We start from the raw sequence: 21,564 nt of genomic DNA, 5'->3' as shown, positions 1-21,564 counted from the left end.
GATGCAATGCGAGGCAATTTGGCCCGGGCTTTGCTCTGCTCTCGGACGACGCATCGCGCATGCGCAAAAAAGAACAACTACCGGGAGAGAAACAGATGAGCTTTCTGGTCGCGCTGGCCGCGCTCGTTTTCCTGATGTTCGTCGCCTATCGCGGCTTCAGCGTCATCCTGTTCGCGCCGGTCGCCGCGCTTGGCGCGGTGCTGCTGACCGATCCGGGCGCAGTGCCGGCCGCCTTCACCGGTCTGTTCATGGACAAGATGGTCGGCTTCGCGAAGCTATACTTTCCGGTGTTCCTGCTCGGCGCGGTTTTCGGCAAGGTGATCGAGCTCTCCGGCTTCTCCAAATCGATCGTGGCGGCGGTGATTGGCCTCGTCGGCAGCCAGCGCGCGATGCTGGCGATCGTGCTGGTCTGCGCGGTGCTCACCTATGGCGGCGTCTCCTTGTTCGTCGTGGTGTTCGCCGCCTATCCCTTCGCCGCCGAGATGTTCCGGGCCGGCAATATTCCAAAGCGCCTGATTCCCGGCACGATCGCGCTCGGCGCCTTTTCCTTCACCATGGATTCGCTGCCGTTCAGCCCGCAGATCCAGAACATCATTCCGACCACCTACTTCAAGACCACCAACGGCGCGGCGCCGATCCTCGGTACGATTGGTGCGATCTTCATCCTCGTGTTCGGCCTGCTCTATCTCGAATGGCGCCGACGTCAGGCGGCTATCGCCGGCGAGGGCTATGGTGAAGGACACAGCAATGAGCCGCCGCCGGTCGATACCACGGAGCTGGCGCCGGCGTTGGTCGCCTTTCTGCCGCTGATCGTAGTGTTCGCGGTCAACCTGCTGCTCGGCGGCTTTCCCGGCGTGTTCGGCGGCTTGATCGAGCGGGCGTATGGCACAAGCTACGATCTGACGCTTGCGCTCGACCATTCGATTGTCACGCCGATCGCCAGCATCAAGGCGATCTGGGCAGTGGAGGGCGCGCTGATCGCGGGCATTCTGACGGTGTTCGCATTCGCGTTTCCAAAATTGAAAAAGACCTTCGCCGAGGGCAGCAAGGCCGCGGTCGGCGGTGCGCTGCTGGCGGCGATGAACACCGCGTCCGAATACGGCTTCGGCGGCGTGATCGCGGCGCTTCCCGGCTTCATCGTCATCAAGGATACACTGAAATCCATTCCGAATCCGCTCGTCAACGAAGCCATCACCGTCACCTCGCTCGCCGGCATCACCGGCTCAGCCTCGGGCGGCATGTCGATTGCGCTCGCCGCCATGGCGAAGGATTTCGTCGCCATGGCCGAGGCGGCGCACATCCCGCCCGAGGTACTGCACCGCGTCGCGTCGATGGCGAGCGGCGGCATGGACACGCTGCCGCACAATGGCGCCGTCATCACCCTGCTCGCGGTGACCGGGCTGACCCACCAGCAGTCCTACAGGGACATCTTTGCGGTAACCTGCCTGAAGACGCTGGCGGTGTTCTTCGTGATCGCGGTCTATTACGTCACCGGGCTAGTCTAGCGGCCGTTCCCGATTGAATCGGAACGAGGCCTGGCTTGTTGCTTTTTACGCGTTTTCTTCGCGCGAGCCGGCGTCCATCCCGCATCGAATGCGAGACAGGCTTCGCCGTAGAACGCGCCAATAATCGGGAGGAATGACATGAGCCAGCATCCGGCGCTGTCCTATCTGCGTACGACGGAGAAGGGCAAGATCGTTACGGCCGCCGAAGCCGTGCGTTTGATCCACGATGGTGACACGGTCGCGACCGGCGGTTTTGTCGGCATCGGCTTTGCCGAAGAGATCGCCCTCGCGCTGGAGGAGCTCTATCTCGCCAACGAAACCGACGCGCCCTATGCGCAGGGCAAGCCTCGCAACCTCACGCTGGTCTATGCGGCGGGACAGGGAGACGGCAAGCACCGCGGTCTCAACCATTTCGCACATGAGGGGCTGGTCCGCCGCGTGATCGGCGGCCATTGGGGGCTCGCACCCAAATTGCAGCAACTGGCGATCGCAAATCAGATCGAGGCCTATAATCTGCCGCAAGGCGTCATCACCCATCTGTTCCGCGATATCGCCGCGCGTCGTCCCGGCCACGTTTCACGCGTCGGCATCGGCACCTTCGTCGATCCGCGCCAGGGCGGTGGCAAGCTCAACGCCCGCACCGTCGATGAGTTGGTCGAGCTGGTCACGCTCGGCGGCGAGGAGTGCTTGTTCTACAAGGCCTTTCCCATCGACGTTGGGATCATCCGTGCCACCACCGGCGATGCCGACGGCAATCTCACGATGGAAAAGGAAGCGCTGACGCTGGAGGCGCTGGCGATCGCCATGGCGGCGCATAATTCCGGCGGCATTGTCATCGCCCAGGTCGAGCGCGTCGCAGAAAGCGGCAGCCTCAATCCGCGCCAGGTGAAAATCCCCGGCATCCTCGTCGATTGCGTGGTGGTGGCGAAGCCGGAAAACCATTGGCAGACCTTCGGCACGCATTACAATCCGGCCTATAGCGGGGAGATCAGGCTGCGCGCCGGCTCGCTGCCGCCGATGCCGATGAGCGAGCGCAAGATCATCGCGCGCCGGGCGGCATTCGAGCTCAAGGCCAACAGCGTCGTCAATCTCGGCATCGGCATGCCCGAGGGTATCGCCTCCGTTGCCAACGAAGAGCGGGTCATCGACTTGATCACGCTGACAGCCGAGCCCGGCGTGATCGGCGGCGTGCCGGCGAGCGGGATCGATTTCGGTGCCGCCGTCAACACGCAGGCGGTGATCGACCAGCCCTATCAGTTCGATTTCTATGACGGCGGCGGTCTCGATGCTGCGTTCCTCGGTCTTGCCCAGGTCGATCGCGCCGGCGATCTCAACGTCAGCAAATTTGGTCCCAAGCTCGCCGGTGCCGGAGGCTTCATCAACATCAGCCAGAACGCCAAGAAGGTGATTTTCGTCGGCACGTTTGGTGCGGGACGCCAGCGCATCGGCGTAGCCGACGGCAAGCTGGTCATCGCCGAAGAAGCGCAGGCCCGCAAATTCGTCGAGGCCGTCGAGCATGTGACGTTCAGCGGAGCGGTTGCCGCCAGGCGTGGGCAGACCGTGCACTACGTCACCGAGCGCTGCGTGCTTGCGCTGACCGAAGGCGGGCTCGAGCTGATCGAGGTTGCGCCCGGCATCGATATCGAGCGCGACATCCTCGCCCTGATGGATTTCAGACCGCTGATCCCGCGCGATCCAGCCTTGATGGATGCCCGGATCTTCCGCGACGGCCCGATGGATTTGCGCAGCGACCTGTTGACGCTTCCGCTCGATCGACGCTTCACGCTGGACCAGCAGCAGAACCTGTTCTTCGTCAACCTGGAGCGCTTCGCGCTGCGCAGCAGGGCCGACATCGATGCGATCGCGCGCGCCGTCGAGGCCAACCTCGGCAGCCTCGATCGCCGCGTCTATGCAATCGTCAACTACGACAACTTCTCGATTGTCCCCGAGTTGCTCGACGAATATTCGGCGATGGTGCAAGGTTTGACCGACCGCTTCTATTCCGGCGTCTCCCGTTACACCACGTCGGGCTTCCTTCGCATCAAGCTCGGCGAAGCGCTGGAACGGCGCGGCGTCGCCGCACATATTTTTGAAAGCGCGGAAGACGCGCGGTCGGATTGGCGAAATGTCGAAGCCGGGCTCGCCCCGTAGCCGGACCGAAACGGGCACGCGGCGGGATAAGCCGCCAGAAGCCGGCGGCGGAAATTGCCTCCGTCGCCGCAGCGATAGGCTGCGATCTGTCCCTTGCTCTCGCGGGCAGCGTTTCCGCTGGCGGAGCGGTCACGGGCATTGCCAGGATCGGGATCCGGTTTCATACTCCGGTACAAGCCGCAGGCAACCAGCTAACCTGACGGTACGACCAACCCGAAGAATGAAAGAGACAAAACCGGGTTGCTGAAAAGCGGAGAGACGGCGATGTCGTTTCGTCTCGCATTTGCCCTTGTGTCCGTAGCGGCGCTGCTCGTTGATCCGACTGACGCTGTGTCGCAGGACATGCTGCGCGGGGTCGATCTCAACGGTCCCGATATGACGGCGTCGGAAATGACGCGCGCCGAGGTCGACGCGCTCCTCAAGGCGGTGCCTCAAGGGGACCGAAATTCTGCAGATTTGGAGGGTAAGCGACTGTCGCACCTCGATCTCTCGGGCCTCGACTTCTCCGGTGGCAACCTTCATCTCGCAAAGCTCAACCGGACCAATCTGAAAGGCGCCCGCCTCGATGGGGCCAACCTGAATCAGGCTTGGCTCATTGAAGCAGATTTGACGGAGGCATCCCTTGCAAAGGCATCGCTGCTCGGCACCCAGATGCATCGCGCCAAGCTTGGCGGCGCCGATTTGCGCGGCGCTCGCATAACCGCCGATCTTTCCGGTGCCAGCCTGATCGGGGCCAAACTGGCGGGCGCCGATTTGAGCGCGGATATGCGCAACCAATCGATGGGCCTGATGCGGGGCGTGCTCAAATCCGCCGATCTCCGGAATGCGGATTTGAGCGGCGCCAATCTCGCCCGCGCCGATCTCGAATTCGCGCAGCTGCAGAACGCCAATTTGACGAATTGCAACCTCAACAAGGCCGACCTTGCGGGCGCCGACTTATCCGACGCCAATGTGGCCGGCGCCGATTTCAGCGAGACCGACCTTGCGTCGGCCCTCTTGCCGAGCGCGGCCGCGCTGGCTGAGGCCCGCAATCTGGACAAGGCCCGGAACTTGAACCTGGCGCGGCGCCCGCGTTAGGGGTGTTTTCCGGCGAAGTACCGGTTCGCGTGAAGAAAACGCGTCAAAATTGGAATCTGGAGCCTCGTTCCGATTCCAATCGGAACGAGGCTCCAGGGATCGAATTGCAGTGTCCTACGACAGGACTTATGCTCGGTCTTGGGAACTACGCAGCCGCTCATCGTGCGGCGGGGGCGGGACCACGGTGGATGGTTGCATATCGCACCGGAGGTGACGCTATGACCATTTCGCCCACACTGCATAAATATCTCGCTGTCGAAAACATCGAATACGACGAAATCCCGCACGTGCTGACGATGTCGTCCGCCCTTACCGCCCAGGCCTGTCACGTCCCGGGCGATCGGCTGGCCAAGGCCATTGTGCTGCGCCGCAACGGCGGCTATCTGCTCGCTGTGCTGCCAGCGTCGCATCGCCTCAGGCTGACGGATCTAAAGGCGAGATTCGGTGACGATATCGCCCTGGCCGCTGAAAGCGAGATCGATAGGCTGTTCGCGGACTGTGCGCATGGGGCGGTTCCCGCCGCCGGCATCTGCTATGGGCTCGACGTTATCGTTGATGACAGCATTCAGACGCAGCCCGAAATCTATATCGAAGCCGGCGATCATGAGACGTTGCTTCATCTCGGTCGCGCGCAATTCGATCGCTTGACTGCCGGTTCCCTGCACGGCTGTTTCAGTACGCACGATTGAGGCGGCATGATAGCGGACTACCTGTTGGTGCGCCCTGACCAAGGCGCAGCACGCATGCAGTCGTGCCAGCTCTGTTGTATAATTGCCAGCGAGGGGGCTGTTGCCTTGAAAGGGAGGTCCTCCATGAAAGTCAAGGACGTGATGCACAGGGGCGTCGACTGGGTCAGCCCTGACACGCCAATCACCGAAATCGCGAAACTGATGCAAGGGCACGACGTCGGCTGCATTCCGATCGGCAAAGACGACCATTTGATCGGGATGGTGACCGATCGCGACATTGTCTGCAAAGGCCTCGCGAGCAAGGACTTCAACGCCGCGCGCATGACCGCGCGGGACGTGATGACCGAAGGCATTCATTGCTGCCGGGAAGACGACGATTTAGCGAAAGCGGTGCATCACATGGAAACGCTGAAAATCCGCAGGTTGCCTGTGATCAACAAGAGCAAGCGGATGGTCGGCATGATCAGCCTGGGCGATGTCGGCCAATCCGCCACCGTCGATCTGTTGACCCAGTGCGTCAAGGGCGTGTCGGCTCATCACCATTGAGACGTCGATGGCTCTCATATGAAATCGGCGTGCCTTTGCAGGCACGCCGATGAGTTGGATCATGCGTGCCTGTGTGGCGCTGGCCTCGCCGCGGGATGCTGCGGCCGTGGCGCAGGATGAGGCCGCGGTGCCGGCCGCGACACGTGCGGCGCTGCAGGCCGGGGCGGCGGAGCACGATGCACAGCCGCTTGTGCGACGTGCGGCGCCGGCGGATGCGCGACCGGGTGTGGCGCAGGCGAGTGTGGCGCAGGCGGTGGCGGTGCATGCCGTGCGATCTGCGGCGTCGGCGCATGCACGGCCGGCGCGGCGACGTGCGGCGCCGGGACAGGATGGTTACCGGCGGCGGGCAAGGCGTGCCCTGCCGGGAGCGCGTGCCCTGTCGTTTGAGCGTGTTCCGTCGGTGGAGCGTGCACTGCCGGCAGAGCGTTTCCGGTCGGGAGAGCGTGTCCTGCCGGCGGAGCATTCCCTGCCGGTTGAGTGTGTCCTGCCGGCAGAGCATTTCCTGACGGGAGAGCGTGACCTGTCGTTTGCGCGTGTTCTGCCGGTGCGGCGTGCACGGGCGGCAATGCGTTTCCGGTCGGCAGAGCGTGTCCGGGCGGCACGGCATTCCCCGTCGGCAAAGCGTGGCTTGCCGTCGGCTGTGCATGTCCGGGCGGCGGCGCCGCGATCGGCTTGCCCGGTCGCGCGGCGATCACGCCCGCGCCGCTGAACTGTGCGGCGTGTGCGGTCGCGGCGACGGCCGGATGACCATGGTTGTTGGCGAGCGTCAGCGACGGGTCTTTCATCGCCGCTGCCGCGTGCCGCGTCTGCTCGGCGGTCGCAGCCACGTGTTGCCCGTTCTGGGCGGCGAGCTGCTGCGGCGTCGGCCGCACCGTGGTGCCGCCGGTGCCGCCATTGTAGCTGACGTTGGTCGTGTTGTTGATGACGGTCTTGTTGTAGACGTTGGTGACCGAGACGTTGGAGATGTTGTTGACGGAGCTGTTGTAGAAGAAGCTGCCGCCGCGCCAGTAGCCGCCCTCATAGCCGACACCGGTGTAACCGAAGCCATAAGAGATGCCGCCGTAGAAGCCGACGGTCGCTCCCCAATATCCGGCGTGGAACGCGTAGACGCCATCGTTCCAGCCCCAATAGCCGGGCGTCCACAGCAACTCAGGTGCGGGCGGAAGCACCCATGTGCCGGGCACCCAGTAGTAGCCGATATCGTCGCTCCAGGCCCAATAGCCGGGAGTCCAGATGTAGCCGACCGCGGGCATCGGCGGCTGCACATAGACCGGCAATGGCGGCGGTGCCGCATTCACGGTGATGCCGATGCCGATGCCGAGCTGCGCGTGTGCAGCGTCGGGCAGCGAGAGACAGCAGAGGCTGAGAGCTAAGGCGAGAGGCAGTCCGGCGATGCAGCGCATGGCACATACTCCAATCTTCTTCCCCCAGCGTTGGAGTCGAATAGTGGCGGCGACATGAACCCGTTGTGAATGTTTGTGGCGATCCGCGATCATGAGGCCGCACCACGGCGAAATTCTTCGCAGTGGTGAATGCAGTTCAGCTTGGTGTCAGGATGGAACGCGATTGTACGGTCGAAGTGGAAACATCAGCCAAGCGACTCCTGCGAAAGTTCCGCGTGTTTGCATCGAGCTCTGCGGTCGCGGCTTCTCGTTGCCACTTTCGATCATCTGTGTGGCTTCAGCTCGCTGGTGAGTAATGTTGCGCGGACGTCGTCTGCTGCAAGTTGCCAGCTCCATCACTGCGCCGAATAGTCGAATTTTCGTTTTGAATTGGACGACGGCCCCCTGTGCGTCATCAATCGATGACCGAAACATCCGGCTCGCACAAGGCCGGGCAAGGAGGTCTGGAATGGCGCGAACCGCCGACACCGACATCAACGCGGGCGCGCGCCTCGACAGGCTGCCGATCTGTGGATTCCATTGGCGCATCCTGGCCTTGATCGGGGCCGGCATGTTCCTCGACGCGTTCGATATCTATTTGGCCGGCGGCGTGCTGGGCGCCGTGCTCAAGGAGGGATGGTCGACGCTCGAGCTCAATGCAGCCTTCGTCTTCGCGACCTTTGTCGGGATGACGATCGGTGCCTGGTTCTCCGGCATCCTTGGCGACCGCTTCGGCCGCCGCTTCTCCTACCAGATGAACCTTGCGATCTTTGGCCTCGCGTCGATCGCGGCGGCCTTCGCACCGAGCATGACCGTCCTGATCGGCCTGCGCTTCATCATCGGCATCGGGCTCGGCGCGGAGATCGTCGTGGGTTACGCGACCCTGACGGAGTTCGTGCCGGCCTCATCGCGCGGCCGCTGGATCGGGCTCCTGGCCGTGATCACCAACTTCTCGCTATTCGCGTCGTCCATGGTCGGCCTGTGGGTGATTCCGACGCTTGGATGGCGCTACATGTTCGCCCTTGTCGGCCTCCTCGCGATGGTCGTCTGGATTCTGCGCAAGTCGATGCCGGAGTCGCCGCGCTGGCTTGCCGCCAACGGACGCGCCGATGAAGCCGAGACAATTCTGGCGGCGATCGAGGCGGAGGCGGCGCGCAAGGGGCCACTCGCTCCCGTCGTCGCCGACGCGCCAGCGCAGGAATCTCCGGGTGCGGTCTGGCGTCTGTTCCAGCCGCCCTATCTCGCGCGCACGCTGCTCGGCAGCCTGTTGCACGTCGTCGTCGGCTTCAGCCTCTACGGATTCATCGGCTGGCTGCCGACCTTCATGGTCAAGGGCGGCCACAGCGTGGTCTCCTCGCTGGGCTACACCACCGTGATGGCGCTGGGCGGGCCGGTCGGATCACTGATCGGGCTGGTGCTGGCGGACCGGCTCGGACGCAGGCTGTCGATCATCGGCTCGTCGATCGCCGCGGCCGTGCTCGGCATCGCCTATCCGCACATGGCGGACGGTGTGGCGCTCGCGGGCGTGGGCTTTCTGCTCGTCACCGCGATCTATGTCATGCTGGCGACCGGGTTCGCGATGCACGTCCCCGAATTGTTCCCGACGCGCTATCGGCTTCGCGGCACGGCGATCTGCGCCACGTCCGGACGGATCGCGACCGCGCTGGTGCAGTACGTCGTGGTCGCGATTTTCGCCTGGCAAGGGCTGACCGGGGTGCTGACGACGCTGGCCGGCATCCTCGTGTTCCAGGCCGTGGTCTTTCTCATGTTCGGCTTCGAAACCAAGGGACGATCGCTGGAGGACGCATCGGCGGTCGCGGAGGCCGAAGCAGGAAGCCCGTCGTCGATCGCGCGAAGGCCGGCGGATATCGGCGCCTAGCTCAGGCCGGAGCACGCCGCCCTGAGCCGATCGCGGAGCCAGCCGTTCGCATTGCTCTGATCGTATCTGCGGTGCCAGTACAGCATCCAGTCGAACGGCGCGGATTCGAACGGCAGGTCCTCCATCCGCAGGCCGTCGTCCATCAGCACGGCGGCCAGATGTCGCGGCATCACGGCGAGCAGATCGGTGCTCTTCAAGACATGCGGCACGACGAGCCAATGCGGCACATTCAGCGTGATGCGCCTTCGATGACCGCGCTCAGCGAGCACATCGTCGACGAAGCGAAGATCGGTCGGGCTGATCGAGACCTTCATGTGCTCCTGGGCGATGAAGCGCTCGAAGGTCAATTTTCCGCGCTTGATTGGGTGACCGCTCCGCATCAGGCAGACCATGCGATCGCGCAGCAGCGTCTCGGAACGGATCGATGCCGAATGCTCGAGCCCCATGCTGACCGCGACGTCGATCTCGTCCCGCTCCAGCGCATCGATCGTCAAGGCGGGCGGCAGATGGATAATGTTGTAGGAGATCCGCGCGTCGGGCGATCGCGCCGCGGCGAGCCTCGGCAGCAGCAGGCAGGCGAGAATATCCGACATCCTGATCGTGAAGCTGCGTTCTGTGCGGGTTGGATCGAAGCCGGCGTCGCTTGTCATCACGCGCTCGACCTGACGCAGCACCTGGCGCAACGGCTCCGCCAGTTCGGTGGCGCGGGGCGTGGGCTTCATCCCGGCCGTCGTCCGCACCAGCAGCTCGTCCTCGAACATCGCGCGCAACCGGTTGAGCGCATTGCTCATCGCCGGTTGACTGAGGCCGACCCGGTCGGCCGCCTTGGTGACATGACGCTCGGTCAGCAGTGCGTCCAGCGCGACGAGCAGGTTGAGGTCGATGGATCGAAGGTTCATTCGTCATTCATACCGTGAATAGCGAAAGACCACAAATCCATTTCATCCATGATGGTGCAGGGCGTATCCATCGATCCGAACCAAGGAGGCATCAATGAGCTTTGAGACGATCAAGCGCGACGTGAAGATCTGCATGTTCGACCAGTACGGCACGGTGGTCGACATGCAGGGCGGCCTGACCAAAATCGCCGCGCCGTTCCTTGCAAAGAAGGGATGGAAGGGCGATCCGAATTCCTTCGTCACCTGGTGGCGCCGCACCCATTTCGAGAACTCGATGATCGATGCGCTGCTGCATCGCGAGCACACGCCCTATCGCGAGATCGGGCACCGCGCGGTTGCCCACGTGATGGACCGGGCGAAGATCGACTACACGATGGACGAGGTGCGCACTCTCGTCGGCGAGATCGAGAAGCTGGTGCCGTTTCCGGAAGTGCCGGACGCGCTCGCGCGGCTGCAAAGCAAGTACAAGCTCGTCGTGCTCTCGAACGGCGATCCCGATATGCTCGAGACCGCGAAGCAGTACCACAAGGTCCCGTTCGATCGCGTGATCTCGGTGGCCGAGGCCAATTCGTTCAAGCCGCATGTCGCGACCTATACAAAGGCGGCGGAGATCATGGGTGTGAAGCCCGCCGAGGTGCTGTTCGTGGCCAATCACGCCTTCGACTGCATCGGCGCCAAGTCCGCCGGCATGCGGACGGCCTTCATCGACCGGCGCAGCCGCCCGTTCGGGATCACGCCGCACCAGCCCGACATCCTGGTCCCGTCGATGAAGGACCTCGCCGATGCGATCGTCTGATCGCGAGCCGCTGTCCGGCATCAAGGTTCTCGATCTCTGCCGGGTAGTTTCCGGTCCGTTTGCGACGATGCAACTCGGCGATCTCGGCGCCGATATCGTCAAGATCGAGGATCCGAGGCAAGGCGACGAAAGTCGCCGCTACGGGCCGCCCTTCGTCGGCGGCGAGAGCGCGTATTTCCTCTCGGTGAACCGCAACAAGCGCAGCTGCGCGATCGATCTGAAGGCGCCGGCGGGTCGCGATGCGGTGCTCGATCTCGCATCCGTCGCCGACGTCGTGATCGAGAATTTTCGCCCGGGCACGCTCGACAAATGGGGGCTCGGTTTCGATGCGCTGCGGGCGCGCCGGCCTGACGTCATCCTGTGCAGCATCTCGGGGTTCGGCCGCACCGGGGCGGACGCGTTGCGCCCTGGCTACGACCTGATCCTGCAAGGCGAATCCGGCGTGATGGATATCACCGGCGATCCGGATGGGCCGCCGACCAAGGTCGGCACGTCGATCGCCGATCTCGTCACCGGCCTGTATGCGTCGCATTCGGTGCTCGCTGCCTTGATGCGGAAGAGCCGGACCGGCGAGGGCGGCCGGGTCGACGTCTCGATGCTCGACGCCATGGCATCGCTCCTGACCTTCAACGCCGGCATGTACTTCGCGACCGGACAAAGCCCGCGGCGCCGGGGCAACGTGCATCCGACCATCAGCCCGTACGAACCGTTCGAGGCGAGTGACGGCTGGATCAATGTCGGGGTCGCGAACGACAAGTTCTGGGCGGCCTTCTGCGACGTCATCGGCCGTCCCGACCTGCGCGATGACCTGCGCTTCGAAACCGCCCCGAAGCGCGCGGCGAGCCGGAATGAGCTCGTCGCGATCCTCATCCCCATCTTCACCCAAAAGAGCCGCGCCGACTGGCTGCATATGTTGGGCGCGGCGGGCATTCCCTGCGGTGCGATCAAGTCGGTCGGCGAGGTCTGCGAAACGCTGCAACTCACGCAGCGCGGCATGGTCCAGACCATCCGCCATCCGGCCGCGGGAGAGGTGAAGTTCGTCGCCCGGCCGACGCGGTTCGGCGACGGTCCGCCGGCGCCTTCCACGCCGCCGCCAATGCTCGGCGAGCACACGCGCGAGGTGCTTGCGGAATGGCTCGGCTGGACCGACGATCGGCTCGAAAGAGTAGCAGTCGAAGGCGCGTTCGGAGACTTTGGACGGAGTTTCGTGCGATCGGCCATGTGAGTATCGTCAAGAGAATATCGTCATGAGAGAAATCGCCGAACAGATGATGCGCCGCGCCGTCGAAGACGAGCGGCAGGAATTCGGGTCGTTCTTCCTGTCGCGTCTGTTCGGACTGGAGATCGCCTACCAGGGCGAGACGTGCATCGTGTCCTTCGACGTCGAAAGGCCGCTGTTCAACCCGCAAGGCTCGCTGCACGGCGGCGTGCTCGCGACCGCGCTCGACATCTCGATGGGGCATCTCGTCAACCACGTCGCGGGTGCCGGCACCACGCTCGAGATGAAGGTGCAGTATCTCGCCGCGGTCCGCGAAGGTCGCGTGACCTGTCATGCGAGCTTCCCGAAGCGGGGCCGCAAGACCTTCTTCGTGCAGTCGCAGGCATCCACCGCAGCCGGCGAGCCGATCGCACATGCCACATCGACCTGGCAGCTGCTGAACCGAAGCTGAAAGCGCGGTCCGGGCGTTTGACGCATCGCAACCTGTGCGGGGCCGGGAAGCAGGGCCGCGTGGGCTAGCGCCCCCGTGATCTTACGGTAGGGGAAAACGGGACGAGCGTCACCCTTACAAGCTATTCCGTCGTTGTCGGGCGCTCGCCTCGGCTGCGCTCAGGCGCTATGTTGTGGGGTCACTCATTGGAAGCTTTGAGGAGTGAATACGTGCGAGTCGTAAGAAATGGGTTTCTATCGCTTCTGGCCTTGGGAGCGTTGGCTCCGGAAGGTCACGCGCAAACCACGGTCGCAGCATTGGAGTGCGATTTTCCACTCGCTTCAACTGATGACTGGAACATGGCCGCGTCGACCCTGCAATACTACATCGATACGGCAGGAGGCTGGAAAGTAGGCCAGGATTCGTTCTCCTTCGATGGCCCGACAAACGTCACTATCGATGGCAAGGACCGCGTCGCTTCGCTGTCGATCGTTATTTCCCGACAGTCGGGCAAAGCCACCAAGACGCTTTCGTCGGGAGGGAAATCCCTGACCGTCAGCGGCGAATGCAAAAAAATGGAATCCACCGGACGAAAGTTCTAAGCGCGTGTGATGTCGAGCCGCCCACCATGGTGTTGACGCGCCGCCGGGCGCGGCGGCGGAATGACCTCGAACAAATGGCATCCCAGCGATGGATATCTGATGAGCCCCGGGCGGTCATCTGAATGGCGATGGCGACAGGATCGCCATCAGCGCTCTCGTCGATCCCATTCGCGGATGTCTCGAATCAAAATGCGGTGTTCGTTTCCGCGCCCTCAACAGCGGTAATCTCGATCGGCCTCCCAATAGACGCGAAGGACCATAAGGAGACATTCACAAACCGGCGCCTCGTGCCTATTGCAGTCCCGCCTTGCGAAAACCTTCGAGGAATTTCGCCAGTGGGCCGGGCGTATAGGGGACATTACGCTCGATCCAGGCAATCGAATTTTCTGGATGCAGCTCCTGAAGTCGCGCCAGGGACGCGCGAGCTTCGTCGATCCGGCCCGCTTGCGCTAAGCTCGCCACGTAAATGCGATGTCCGTTGGTCAACTCGAACCGCTGTTGAATGGCCTTGCGTCCGAAGCCGATGGCTTCCGCGTAGCGACCCGCTTGGTAATGAGCGGCAGCGAGCGCCGCATTGAGCAGCGCGTTCTGCGGGTCATGGGGGCTCATGCGGATGGCCCGTTCGATGTGGTCTATGGCTTGATCGGATCGGGCGTCGAAGGCAAGCGCGCAGCCGAGAAAGCCGTGCGCGGCCGCAAAGTTCGGATTGAGATCAAGCGCGCGCACAAATTCCTGGACCGCTTCGTCGGTGTGCCGCTGAGTAAAGGCCACGAATCCCAGTGCGAGGTGTGCCCACGGATCGCTATCGTCGAGCTCCACCGCGCGGGCAGCGAGGTTGGCAGCTTGCGTGACCGCTGGCTCCATCATGTGCCATCCGCCCTGGCGTGAGACCAGCAACACGAACGCCAGCATGCTGTGGCCTGGCGCGTAAGTGGGATGTCGCTGCACCAATTGTTTGAGGACCATAATCGCGGCTTGGCTCTCGTCCTTGGTCAGTCGCCAAAACAACGAGTTGGCTCGAATCAACATGTCCCATGCGCCGAGGTCTTTGGACGAACGGTGTTGCAAACGAATGCCTTCGGCCTCCAGCAGCCTGGGTTCGATTGCCGCGACGACCTTTTTGGTAATCTCGTCCTGGAGCGCGAAGATGTCGGTCAGTTCGCTATCGTAGCGCTCGGCCCAGATGTGCTTGCCGGTATCGGCGTCGATCAACTGCGCGGTAATACGAACGCTACTGCCGCTCTTGCGAACGCTCCCCTCCAACACATATCGCACTCCGAGTTCGCGCCCTACTTGGCGTACATCAACGGCCTTGTCCTTGTAGACGAACGACGAATTGCGTGCGATCACAAAAAACCAGCGCAACTTGGACAGGCCTGTTATGATGTCCTCGGAGGTGCCGTCAGCGAAATAGTCCTGCAGCGGATCGCCGCTCATGTTGGAGAAGGGGAGAACGGCGATCGAGGGCTGGTCGGGCAACGGCAACTCGGATTGTGCTCTTTCAGCCGCACTGGTTGCCGACCACGCTTCGGCGTCTTGTTCCTCGCGCACGGGGCCAACAAAGCGGATGCCTTTACGCAAAATGGTGCGGATGAGTCGCTGATCCTGGCCATTGTCGCCGATTACAGTCCGCGCTGCATTGATGCGGCTCGCAAGTGTTGATTCTGAAACGATGCGACCGCTCCAAACGGAGGCCAATAGGTCGTCTCGGCTCACCATGTGGTCGCGGTTTCGAAGCAAGAATTCGAGCAAGTCGAAAACCTGGGGTTCGATGGGCTGCAGCTTACCATCGCGACGTAACTCGCGTCGGTCAGTGTCGATAGAGATATTGTCAAATAAAAACAACAAGTTAGATATCCAGCGGATGGCAAGGCGCCGGCTGGCGGCCGTTTGATGATAGCAAAATCAAGCTGACGTGAATGCAAATCGATACCGTCTGAAGGCGGCCTCAAAGCGCGGCGCGGTGTGTTCTGGCATTCAATGGACTGCCGCCTAGACCAAATGCGGCGAGGAGGGATGCACCATGAGCACCGTGGAACCGGCTTCATTTACCGAAGGCGCGGCAGAGAGCGCGACCGAGATCAAGCGGGTTGTTCTCTCGAGCGTTATTGGCACGGCAGTCGAGTGGTACGATTTCTTGATTTACGGCACGGCGACTGCGCTCGTTTTCAACAAGCTCTTCTTTCCGCTGTCCGATCCAGCACTCAGCACCATCGCCGCGTTCGGCACATACGCCGTCGGCTTTCTTGCTCGCCCGCTGGGCGCTGCGATCTTCGGGCACTATGGGGACCGGATCGGCAGGAAGGCCATGCTCGCGATGACCATCGTCATCATGGGGCTCGGGACCTTCCTGATCGGCCTTCTTCCCACATATGACCAGATCGGAATCGCGGCGCCCGTGCTGCTTGTCGTCCTCCGTTTGCTCCAGGGCATCGGTCTTGGCGGTGAATGGGGCGGAGCGGTGCTCATGGTTGTCGAGAGAGCGTCAACCAAAAATCGTGGGGTGCTCGGAGCGGTGGTCCAGATTGGTTGGCCGATCGGGAATCTGGCTGCAATAGGTATTTTCGCGGCGCTTGCGCAGGTTCCCGAGTCGGATTTCCTCGCCTGGGCCTGGCGCATTCCTTTCCTGATCAGCATCGCTCTTGTGGGCATCGGCCTTTACATCCGCCTGCAGCTCCAGGAGACGCCGGTTTTCCGCCAGATCGCGGCCAAGAACGAAGTCGTCAAGATACCCTTGGCGGAAATTCTCGCGCGGCACCGTCGCTCATTCTTCACGGCAATCGGGCTGAAGCTCTCCGAGGTGACCTATGCGATCGTGGCCGGAGTTTTTTCCATCAGCTATGTTACCGGTAAGCTTGCTCTGCCGCGGAATGTGATCATCAATGCCATCTTTCTGGCTGCCGTCGTGGCCCTTCTGATGATCCCAGTTTTCGGCTGGCTCTCCGACAGGATCGGCCGCAAAGGGATGTTCTATGCGAGCAGCTTGTTCGCCATGGCGTTCGCCTTCCCAATGTTCTGGCTGCTCGACACCAGGGATCCGTTGACGATCACATTGACAATCGTCATCGCGATCACGTTTGGGCAAATGATTGGCTTCGCGGTCGGCCCTTCCTGGTATTCCGAGCTGTTCGCGGCGCAGCTCCGTTACAGCGGCGCCTCGCTTGGCTTCCAGATCGGCGCGGCAATTGCGGGCCTCACCCCCTTTGCCGCGACGACCTTCATGGTCTGGACCGGCGGCGCGACGTGGCCTATCTCGGCCTACTTGGTTGTGGTGGCGGCCATAACATGGATTGCCGCTGCGGTCGCTCCAGAAACGGCCAGTAAGCCGCTAAATTGACGAAGGACTAAAACAGAGAGTGATCTCAAATAAGGGGGCCGGCCGTCCGGCCCTCACGTAGCGGTGCCTACCTAATCGTTTCGACACACGGGAGGGCGCATGGTCGCGCCCAGTTCAAGACGATGAAGCACGCCGACCACAATGAAATTGCGAAAGCAGCAGCGCTGGATTTTGCTCACCGCCTTGCTCCACGTTGGCGGATGACACTTGGGAACGACTTTCTCGGCGCCTACATGATCGGCAGTGTGGCCCATGCCGGATTCAGCTGGCGGTATAGCGACGTCGACATGGCGCTAGTTACCGCGGCAGGAATATCGCCAGGCACACTCGATCGCATCCGAAGCGAAGCTGTCGCATTGTCTCCGGATTGGGGAGCCAAGGTCTCCGTGTTCTGGGCCGACGGTTCTTTCTCCTGCGGCCGATTTCCGCCGCTGGATCGCGTCGACTTTCTCGATCACGCAATCCCGCTCCTAGAGTATGAACGTGTGCGTCCTGTGCGACCAGGGCTGAATGAAATTCGGCATTACCTCCGCGGGACGCCCTTTGCGAGTTGGGTGGAATTTGCAAAGAGCTTCGCCGCCGCCGAGACGCTCGAGCGCAAGGATCATAAGGCTTATTTGCGAACGCTCCTCTATCCTGCGCGGCTCTGTTACAGCTGGATGACTGGCCGCATGGGCTCAAATGATGGTGCTGTCGCGTTCCTGAGCGAACGAAATGCGGCCGGGCTCGACGTCAACTTGATCAAACGCGCGCTTCAATGCCGCCAGGCTGCCGCCGACCCTGATGAACTGTTCTCCGCACGAACCATGCTGTTGTCCCAGATCGATGCTTGCGCTGCGCTTCTCGCGACGTAAGCGAGATGCGGTGTTGAGCGGCACAACGCACGGCAGCCCGGGTTCATTCTCGACTGAGCCAGACGGTTCTGCCTGCCATTTGATGTCCGCCTTGACCTGAAAGCGACGTGAGTTTCCGTATGGAGCAGCGGGGGCTCACGCGAAGGGACCTGGAAGAGATCATCGGCACACGCACCCGGATCGCCGAGGTCTTGAATCGAAAGCGTGGACTCTCGATTGCAATGATCCGCCGCTTGCACGAACGGCTCGACATTTCGGCGGAAGTGTTGATCCGACCGAGCAGGAGGAGGGCTGCCTGAGCAACACCGGTCCCCGTAAGGCTGGAATGGCGGTATCGATGGCTGCCGTCGTGCCGAAATGGCGCACCCGACACGATTCGAACGTGTGACCTTTGCCTTCGGAGGGCAACGCTCTATCCAGCTGAGCTACGGGTGCGTGCAGGGGTTCATTTAGCTGATTGGCTCCGGGTCGGCAACGGCGTTGTCCGGTCGGTTAAGGTCTGTAGACTGCCTGCGCCAATATGACAGGTCCAAGGAAAAGGGCCGTCTTTCGAGGGAGTTTGCCCATGCGTCCGCTGGAATTCGGCTGGTATCTGCCCACGCACGGCGACACCACGGCCTATGGGCTGATGGAGGCGCAAATCGCCGGGTCGCCGGAACTCTGCGAGCGCGTGGTCAAGGCGGCCGAGGACGCCGGGTTTGAATATCTGCTCATTCCGGTCGGCTCGGTGTGCTGGGAGGCCTGGATAGCCGGGGCGTTCATGGCGGCGCGCTCGGCGCGGATCAAGCCGCTGATCGCAGCAAGGCCCGGCTATATCAACCCGGTGCTGATGGCCAAGATGATCTCGACCTTCGACCAGATGTCCGGCGGGCGGATCTGCATCAATCTGATCGCCGGGCAGAACGAGAGCGAGGTCGAGGCAGAGGGCGTCCGCTACGCCAAGGAGGAGCGCTACGCGCTGATGGAGGAGGAAGTCTCGATCCTGAAGGCGCTGTGGACGACGCGCGGGCCGGTGAACTTCCAGGGCAAGTTTCACACGATCTCGGGTGCGCATATCAGGCCGCGCCCGCTGCAGCAGCCATTTCCGAAATTCTATCTCGGCGGCGGCTCGCGGCAGGCCTGGGAGGTGTCGGCGAAGCATTCCGACGTCCATCTGTTCTGGGGCGATCTGCCGGAGCGCATCGCAGAGAATATCGCCGAGATCCGGCGGATGGCGCGCGACCATGACCGGGAGGACGCGATCGGCTTTGGCATGCGGCTGCAGGTGATCTGCCGCGAAAACGAAGCCGATGCCTGGGAGGCCGCCGACCAGCTGGTGCGCCACGCCACCGAGCGGCAGAAGCAGGAGATGAAGACGCTCTATAACCGCTCGGAGGCCAATCAGCGCGTACAGCAGCTCGCGCGCGACTATGGCGATCTCCTGATGCCGCATCTGTGGACCGGGATCACCAAGGTGCGGCCCGGCGCCGGCATCGCCGTGGTCGGCAATCCCGCGCAATGCGCCGCGACCTTGCAGCAGTTCATCGACGCCGGCTGCCACTCCTTCTGCCTGTCCGGCTATCTGCACGACGAGGAGGCCGAGCGGTTCGGCCGTCTGATCCGCCCGATCCTTGCCGCGAACAATCGCGGACGGCTCGCGGCGTGAGCTGCCCTGCCTTTCTGAAAATTCATGCAGGAAGTGAAGTCCGATGCGTCATGATCCGGCCGGATTGCATCGCCGCTCGCGGCACCAACGGAGTTGAATCATGCATCACCGGGGCTGGCTCGCGGCACTGACGCTGCTTATCGCGACCGTTCACGTGCCGGTCGCGTCGGCAACGCAGGCGCAGATCGAGCGCGACAAGAAGTCGGTCAAGGAGGTCGCGAGCGGGCGGATCGCCGTGGGCAGCGCGACCTTTCCGGTTTATCTCTCGGCCGACTGGTCCAATCCGCTGCCGGACGTCACCCGCGCGGTGCTGGTCCTGCACGGGGTGCTGCGCAATGCCGACGATTATTTCCGCGCGGCGCTGAGCGCACAGGCTGCGGCCGGCGATGTCGGCAAGGGCACGCTGATGATCGCGCCGCAGTTTTTGATCGAGCCTGACGTCGCGGCGTTCAAGCTGCCGGCGGAGACGCTGCGCTGGAGCCTCTATGGTTGGCAGGGCGGCGAGCCCGCGCTTGCGCCCAATCCGGCGAGCTCGTTCGAGGCGCTCGACGCGATCCTGGCGAAGCTCGGCGACCGCACGCTGTTTCCGAACCTGAAGCAGGTTGTCGTGTTCGGCCATTCCGGCGGCGGCCAGGTCGTCCAGCGCTATGCGATAGTGGTGAAGGGCGATCAGGTGCTGCTGCGCGAAGGCATCGGCGTGCGCTATGTGGTCGCCAATCCCTCTTCCTACGCCTATTTCACCAAGGAGCGGCCCGAGCCCGCGATCGCGGCGGCATGCGAAGGCTATAACAGCTGGAAGTTCGGCATGGACGATCGCCCGCCCTATCTCGCCGAGCCTTCGCCGGCTGCCTTGGAACAGGCCTATGTCGCGCGCCGCGTGATCTATCTCTTGGGAACGCTCGACACCAATCCCAATCATCCCGCGCTCGACAAATCCTGCATGGCGGAAGCCGAAGGGCCGTATCGTTACGCACGCCGGCATTCCTACGTCGCGGCGATGCAGGCCCGCGATGGCGGCACGCCGAACCATAGCGTGTGGGACGTGCCCGGCGTCGGCCATGAGGGCGGCAAGATGCTCAACTCGCCCTGCGGCCTGACCGCGGTGTTCGACATTCCCGGCTGCGAGGCGGCGCGCTGAGCATGATCCGGGAAAGCGCGAAGCCGTTTTTCGAAAAGATCATGCTCAAACAATGAGATGCGATCATGATGCGGTGCCATGGAATCGCATCATGATCGCATCGCGCACACCGGAATGTGTGCGTCGGCTCGGTGGCAGGCCGCATCGAGATCGCCTACGCTCATGTTGCGAATGGAGCATCACGACCGACAGCTCGATGGAGACCATCATGAGAGCATGTTTGTTCGCAGTTCTGACTGCAGGTGCGTTCCTCGGGCTGACCCCGGCCAACGCCGCGGAGGGGTGTGGCGACGGTTGCCACAGGACCTCAGGAGGCGCTTGCGTGATTGACGGCTGGGGCACCAGCGCGCGGGTCAGGAACGAATGCCCCGCCACCTCGCGCCCGCGTCCACCCTGTGGTGGTCGTGGGTACATTTGGCGGCGTGACCTCCAGGCCTGCTCGCAGACGACGAAGGACTGGCTATAGAGCGCGATCTGGAAAACTGCGAAGCGGTTTCCCTTGCGACAAACGCAAGGCGCTTGCGCGGAGATCATGCAACGGACGAGAGCGGATGAGGATTCAACCAAATCCCGTCGCGTTCTAGCTTTCCGCGACGCCGACCGGTCGGTCTTACGCCGGCACGATCACCTTGCCGATCGGCCACAGCGCGATGCCGGCGAGCTTGAGATGCGCCCAGGCGAAGGGGATGCCGACGATGGTGACCGCCAGAAGGATGGCGGTGATCACATGGCCGATCGCGAGCCACCAGCCGGCCAGGATGAACCAGATCAGATTGCCGATCACGCCGAGCGGTCCGGTGCCGATATCGGACATGCCGGTAACTTCATCGCGGCGGACCGCACGCGAACCGAACGGCAGCAGCGTATAGACCGCAATGTTGAACGCGGCGCGCGCCCAGGGCAGCCCGATAATGGTGATGGCCATGATCACCGCGGCGACCAGCCAGCCGAACGCCATCCACGCGCCGCCGATCAGGATCCAGAGGACGTTCAGGAGGATAGACACAGGCTGCATGGCAGGCACCTTTGCTCCGCGTGACACCCCCTCAATATAGGCTGGCGGCCGGCGCCGCGGTAGGGCGCCGCGCGGCGGCGATCTTCGATCTTGGCATCGCGCTCTATCGCGACAGGAAGGTCAGCGATGCCGTCTACAAGGCCGCGCAGGAGAAGTTCGGCGAGCTCGGCATCATGGGCTACTACGATTTGGTCTCGATGACGCTGATCACGATGCAGGCGGGCTCCGCGAACAATGGCGTCGCGCCGTTGCCGGTGTTGGAGAAGTAACGCGGGCATGTTCCTCGCCGCGCTCCTGCGGTAGGGCAGATGACGTCTGCGGAAATTGTCCGCGGACGCCCTTCGCCTCTCCCGCTGGCGGGGGAGGCCGACGCGCGCCGAGCGCGGCGGCCTCCCCCGGG

19 protein-coding genes, 1 tRNA gene and 1 pseudogene are annotated in these 21,564 nt (G+C 62.9%); 16 read left to right on the top strand and 5 right to left on the bottom strand.

What is annotated here, in order from left to right:
• The first annotated feature begins 95 nt into the window (after positions 1-95).
• The 5 genes from QMZ05_RS31390 (at position 96) to QMZ05_RS31370 (ending at position 5,968) form a co-directional block, all read left to right on the top strand.
• Positions 96-1,505, top strand: a complete 1,410-nt coding sequence (locus tag QMZ05_RS31390) for a GntP family permease (RefSeq protein ID WP_353704273.1) — start codon at positions 96-98, stop codon at positions 1,503-1,505.
• Positions 1,506-1,643: 138 nt separating this feature from the next.
• Complete coding sequence (locus QMZ05_RS31385; RefSeq protein WP_353704272.1) at positions 1,644-3,656, top strand: acyl CoA:acetate/3-ketoacid CoA transferase; 2,013 nt, start codon at positions 1,644-1,646, stop codon at positions 3,654-3,656.
• Positions 3,657-3,920: 264 nt separating this feature from the next.
• Complete coding sequence (locus QMZ05_RS31380) at positions 3,921-4,733, top strand: pentapeptide repeat-containing protein (RefSeq protein ID WP_353704271.1); 813 nt, start codon at positions 3,921-3,923, stop codon at positions 4,731-4,733.
• A gap of 218 nt (positions 4,734-4,951) precedes the next feature.
• Positions 4,952-5,422, top strand: coding sequence for a YbaK/EbsC family protein (locus tag QMZ05_RS31375; RefSeq protein ID WP_353704270.1), 471 nt, complete (start codon positions 4,952-4,954; stop codon positions 5,420-5,422).
• Positions 5,423-5,545: 123 nt separating this feature from the next.
• Positions 5,546-5,968 carry a CBS domain-containing protein gene (locus QMZ05_RS31370; protein ID WP_128971382.1) on the top strand — a complete coding sequence of 141 codons (423 nt, stop codon included), beginning with the start codon at positions 5,546-5,548 and terminating at the stop codon, positions 5,966-5,968.
• A 59-nt stretch (positions 5,969-6,027) separates the two neighbouring features.
• Here the strand turns inward: QMZ05_RS31370 and QMZ05_RS31365 are convergent, their stop codons facing one another.
• Positions 6,028-7,371 (bottom strand): hypothetical protein, encoded by a 1,344-nt coding sequence (locus QMZ05_RS31365; protein ID WP_353704269.1) that lies wholly within the window; start codon positions 7,369-7,371, stop codon positions 6,028-6,030.
• 448 nt (positions 7,372-7,819) lie between these two features.
• On the opposite strand from QMZ05_RS31365, the gene QMZ05_RS31360 reads away from it, so the two are divergent.
• Complete coding sequence (locus QMZ05_RS31360) at positions 7,820-9,229, top strand: MFS transporter (RefSeq protein ID WP_353704268.1); 1,410 nt, start codon at positions 7,820-7,822, stop codon at positions 9,227-9,229.
• Here the strand turns inward: QMZ05_RS31360 and QMZ05_RS31355 are convergent.
• On the bottom strand, positions 9,226-10,128 hold the full coding sequence (locus tag QMZ05_RS31355) for a LysR family transcriptional regulator (RefSeq protein WP_353704267.1): 903 nt from the start codon (positions 10,126-10,128) through the stop codon (positions 9,226-9,228). The genes QMZ05_RS31360 and QMZ05_RS31355 overlap by 4 nt on opposite strands.
• A 94-nt stretch (positions 10,129-10,222) precedes the next feature.
• Between QMZ05_RS31355 and QMZ05_RS31350 the strand changes: the two genes are divergently transcribed.
• The 4 genes from QMZ05_RS31350 (at position 10,223) to QMZ05_RS31335 (ending at position 13,175) form a co-directional block, all read left to right on the top strand.
• Complete coding sequence (locus QMZ05_RS31350; protein WP_353704266.1) at positions 10,223-10,924, top strand: haloacid dehalogenase type II; 702 nt, start codon at positions 10,223-10,225, stop codon at positions 10,922-10,924.
• Positions 10,911-12,149, top strand: a complete 1,239-nt coding sequence (locus QMZ05_RS31345) for a CoA transferase (RefSeq protein ID WP_353704265.1) — start codon at positions 10,911-10,913, stop codon at positions 12,147-12,149. The genes QMZ05_RS31350 and QMZ05_RS31345 overlap by 14 nt, the downstream gene beginning before the upstream one ends.
• A gap of 22 nt (positions 12,150-12,171) precedes the next feature.
• Positions 12,172-12,594: a PaaI family thioesterase gene (locus QMZ05_RS31340; protein WP_353704264.1), complete on the top strand. Its 423-nt coding sequence runs from the start codon at positions 12,172-12,174 to the stop codon at positions 12,592-12,594.
• A 209-nt stretch (positions 12,595-12,803) separates the two neighbouring features.
• Positions 12,804-13,175: a hypothetical protein gene (locus QMZ05_RS31335; protein WP_353704263.1), complete on the top strand. Its 372-nt coding sequence runs from the start codon at positions 12,804-12,806 to the stop codon at positions 13,173-13,175.
• Positions 13,176-13,466: 291 nt separating this feature from the next.
• On the opposite strand, the gene QMZ05_RS31330 is transcribed toward QMZ05_RS31335, so the two are convergent.
• Entirely contained in the window at positions 13,467-15,023 is a 1,557-nt protein-coding gene (locus QMZ05_RS31330; RefSeq protein ID WP_353704262.1) for a winged helix-turn-helix domain-containing tetratricopeptide repeat protein, read from the bottom strand.
• Between the two features lie 175 nt (positions 15,024-15,198).
• Between QMZ05_RS31330 and QMZ05_RS31325 the strand changes: the two genes are divergently transcribed.
• The 3 genes and pseudogenes from QMZ05_RS31325 to QMZ05_RS31315 form a co-directional block, all read left to right on the top strand.
• Positions 15,199-16,512: an MFS transporter gene (locus QMZ05_RS31325; protein WP_353704261.1), complete on the top strand. Its 1,314-nt coding sequence runs from the start codon at positions 15,199-15,201 to the stop codon at positions 16,510-16,512.
• Between the two features lie 122 nt (positions 16,513-16,634).
• Positions 16,635-17,366: a hypothetical protein gene (locus QMZ05_RS31320; RefSeq protein ID WP_353704260.1), complete on the top strand. Its 732-nt coding sequence runs from the start codon at positions 16,635-16,637 to the stop codon at positions 17,364-17,366.
• Between the two features lie 113 nt (positions 17,367-17,479).
• Positions 17,480-17,665, top strand: a pseudogene (locus tag QMZ05_RS31315) (helix-turn-helix domain-containing protein); the annotation flags it as partial.
• Positions 17,666-17,724: 59 nt separating this feature from the next.
• Here QMZ05_RS31315 and QMZ05_RS31310 read toward each other — a convergent pair.
• Positions 17,725-17,801: transfer RNA gene (locus QMZ05_RS31310), tRNA-Arg, on the bottom strand.
• Positions 17,802-17,931: 130 nt separating this feature from the next.
• Here QMZ05_RS31310 and QMZ05_RS31305 point away from each other — a divergent pair.
• Both QMZ05_RS31305 and QMZ05_RS31300 read left to right on the top strand, forming a co-directional pair.
• Positions 17,932-19,011, top strand: coding sequence for an LLM class flavin-dependent oxidoreductase (locus QMZ05_RS31305; RefSeq protein ID WP_353704259.1), 1,080 nt, complete (start codon positions 17,932-17,934; stop codon positions 19,009-19,011).
• Positions 19,012-19,111: 100 nt separating this feature from the next.
• Positions 19,112-20,149, top strand: coding sequence for an alpha/beta hydrolase (locus tag QMZ05_RS31300; protein ID WP_353704258.1), 1,038 nt, complete (start codon positions 19,112-19,114; stop codon positions 20,147-20,149).
• Positions 20,150-20,759: 610 nt separating this feature from the next.
• On the opposite strand, the gene QMZ05_RS31295 is transcribed toward QMZ05_RS31300, so the two are convergent.
• Positions 20,760-21,164 carry a YccF domain-containing protein gene (locus QMZ05_RS31295; protein WP_353704257.1) on the bottom strand — a complete coding sequence of 135 codons (405 nt, stop codon included), beginning with the start codon at positions 21,162-21,164 and terminating at the stop codon, positions 20,760-20,762.
• Between the two features lie 20 nt (positions 21,165-21,184).
• Here QMZ05_RS31295 and QMZ05_RS31290 point away from each other — a divergent pair, with 20 nt between their 5' ends.
• Positions 21,185-21,433, top strand: coding sequence for a hypothetical protein (locus QMZ05_RS31290; RefSeq protein ID WP_353704256.1), 249 nt, complete (start codon positions 21,185-21,187; stop codon positions 21,431-21,433).
• The last annotated feature ends 131 nt before the right edge of the window (positions 21,434-21,564 follow it).

Source organism: Bradyrhizobium sp. INPA03-11B, assembly GCF_040446015.1.
Classification (GTDB): domain Bacteria; phylum Pseudomonadota; class Alphaproteobacteria; order Rhizobiales; family Xanthobacteraceae; genus Bradyrhizobium; species Bradyrhizobium macuxiense_A.
This window is presented reverse-complemented; position numbering and strand designations above follow the sequence as displayed.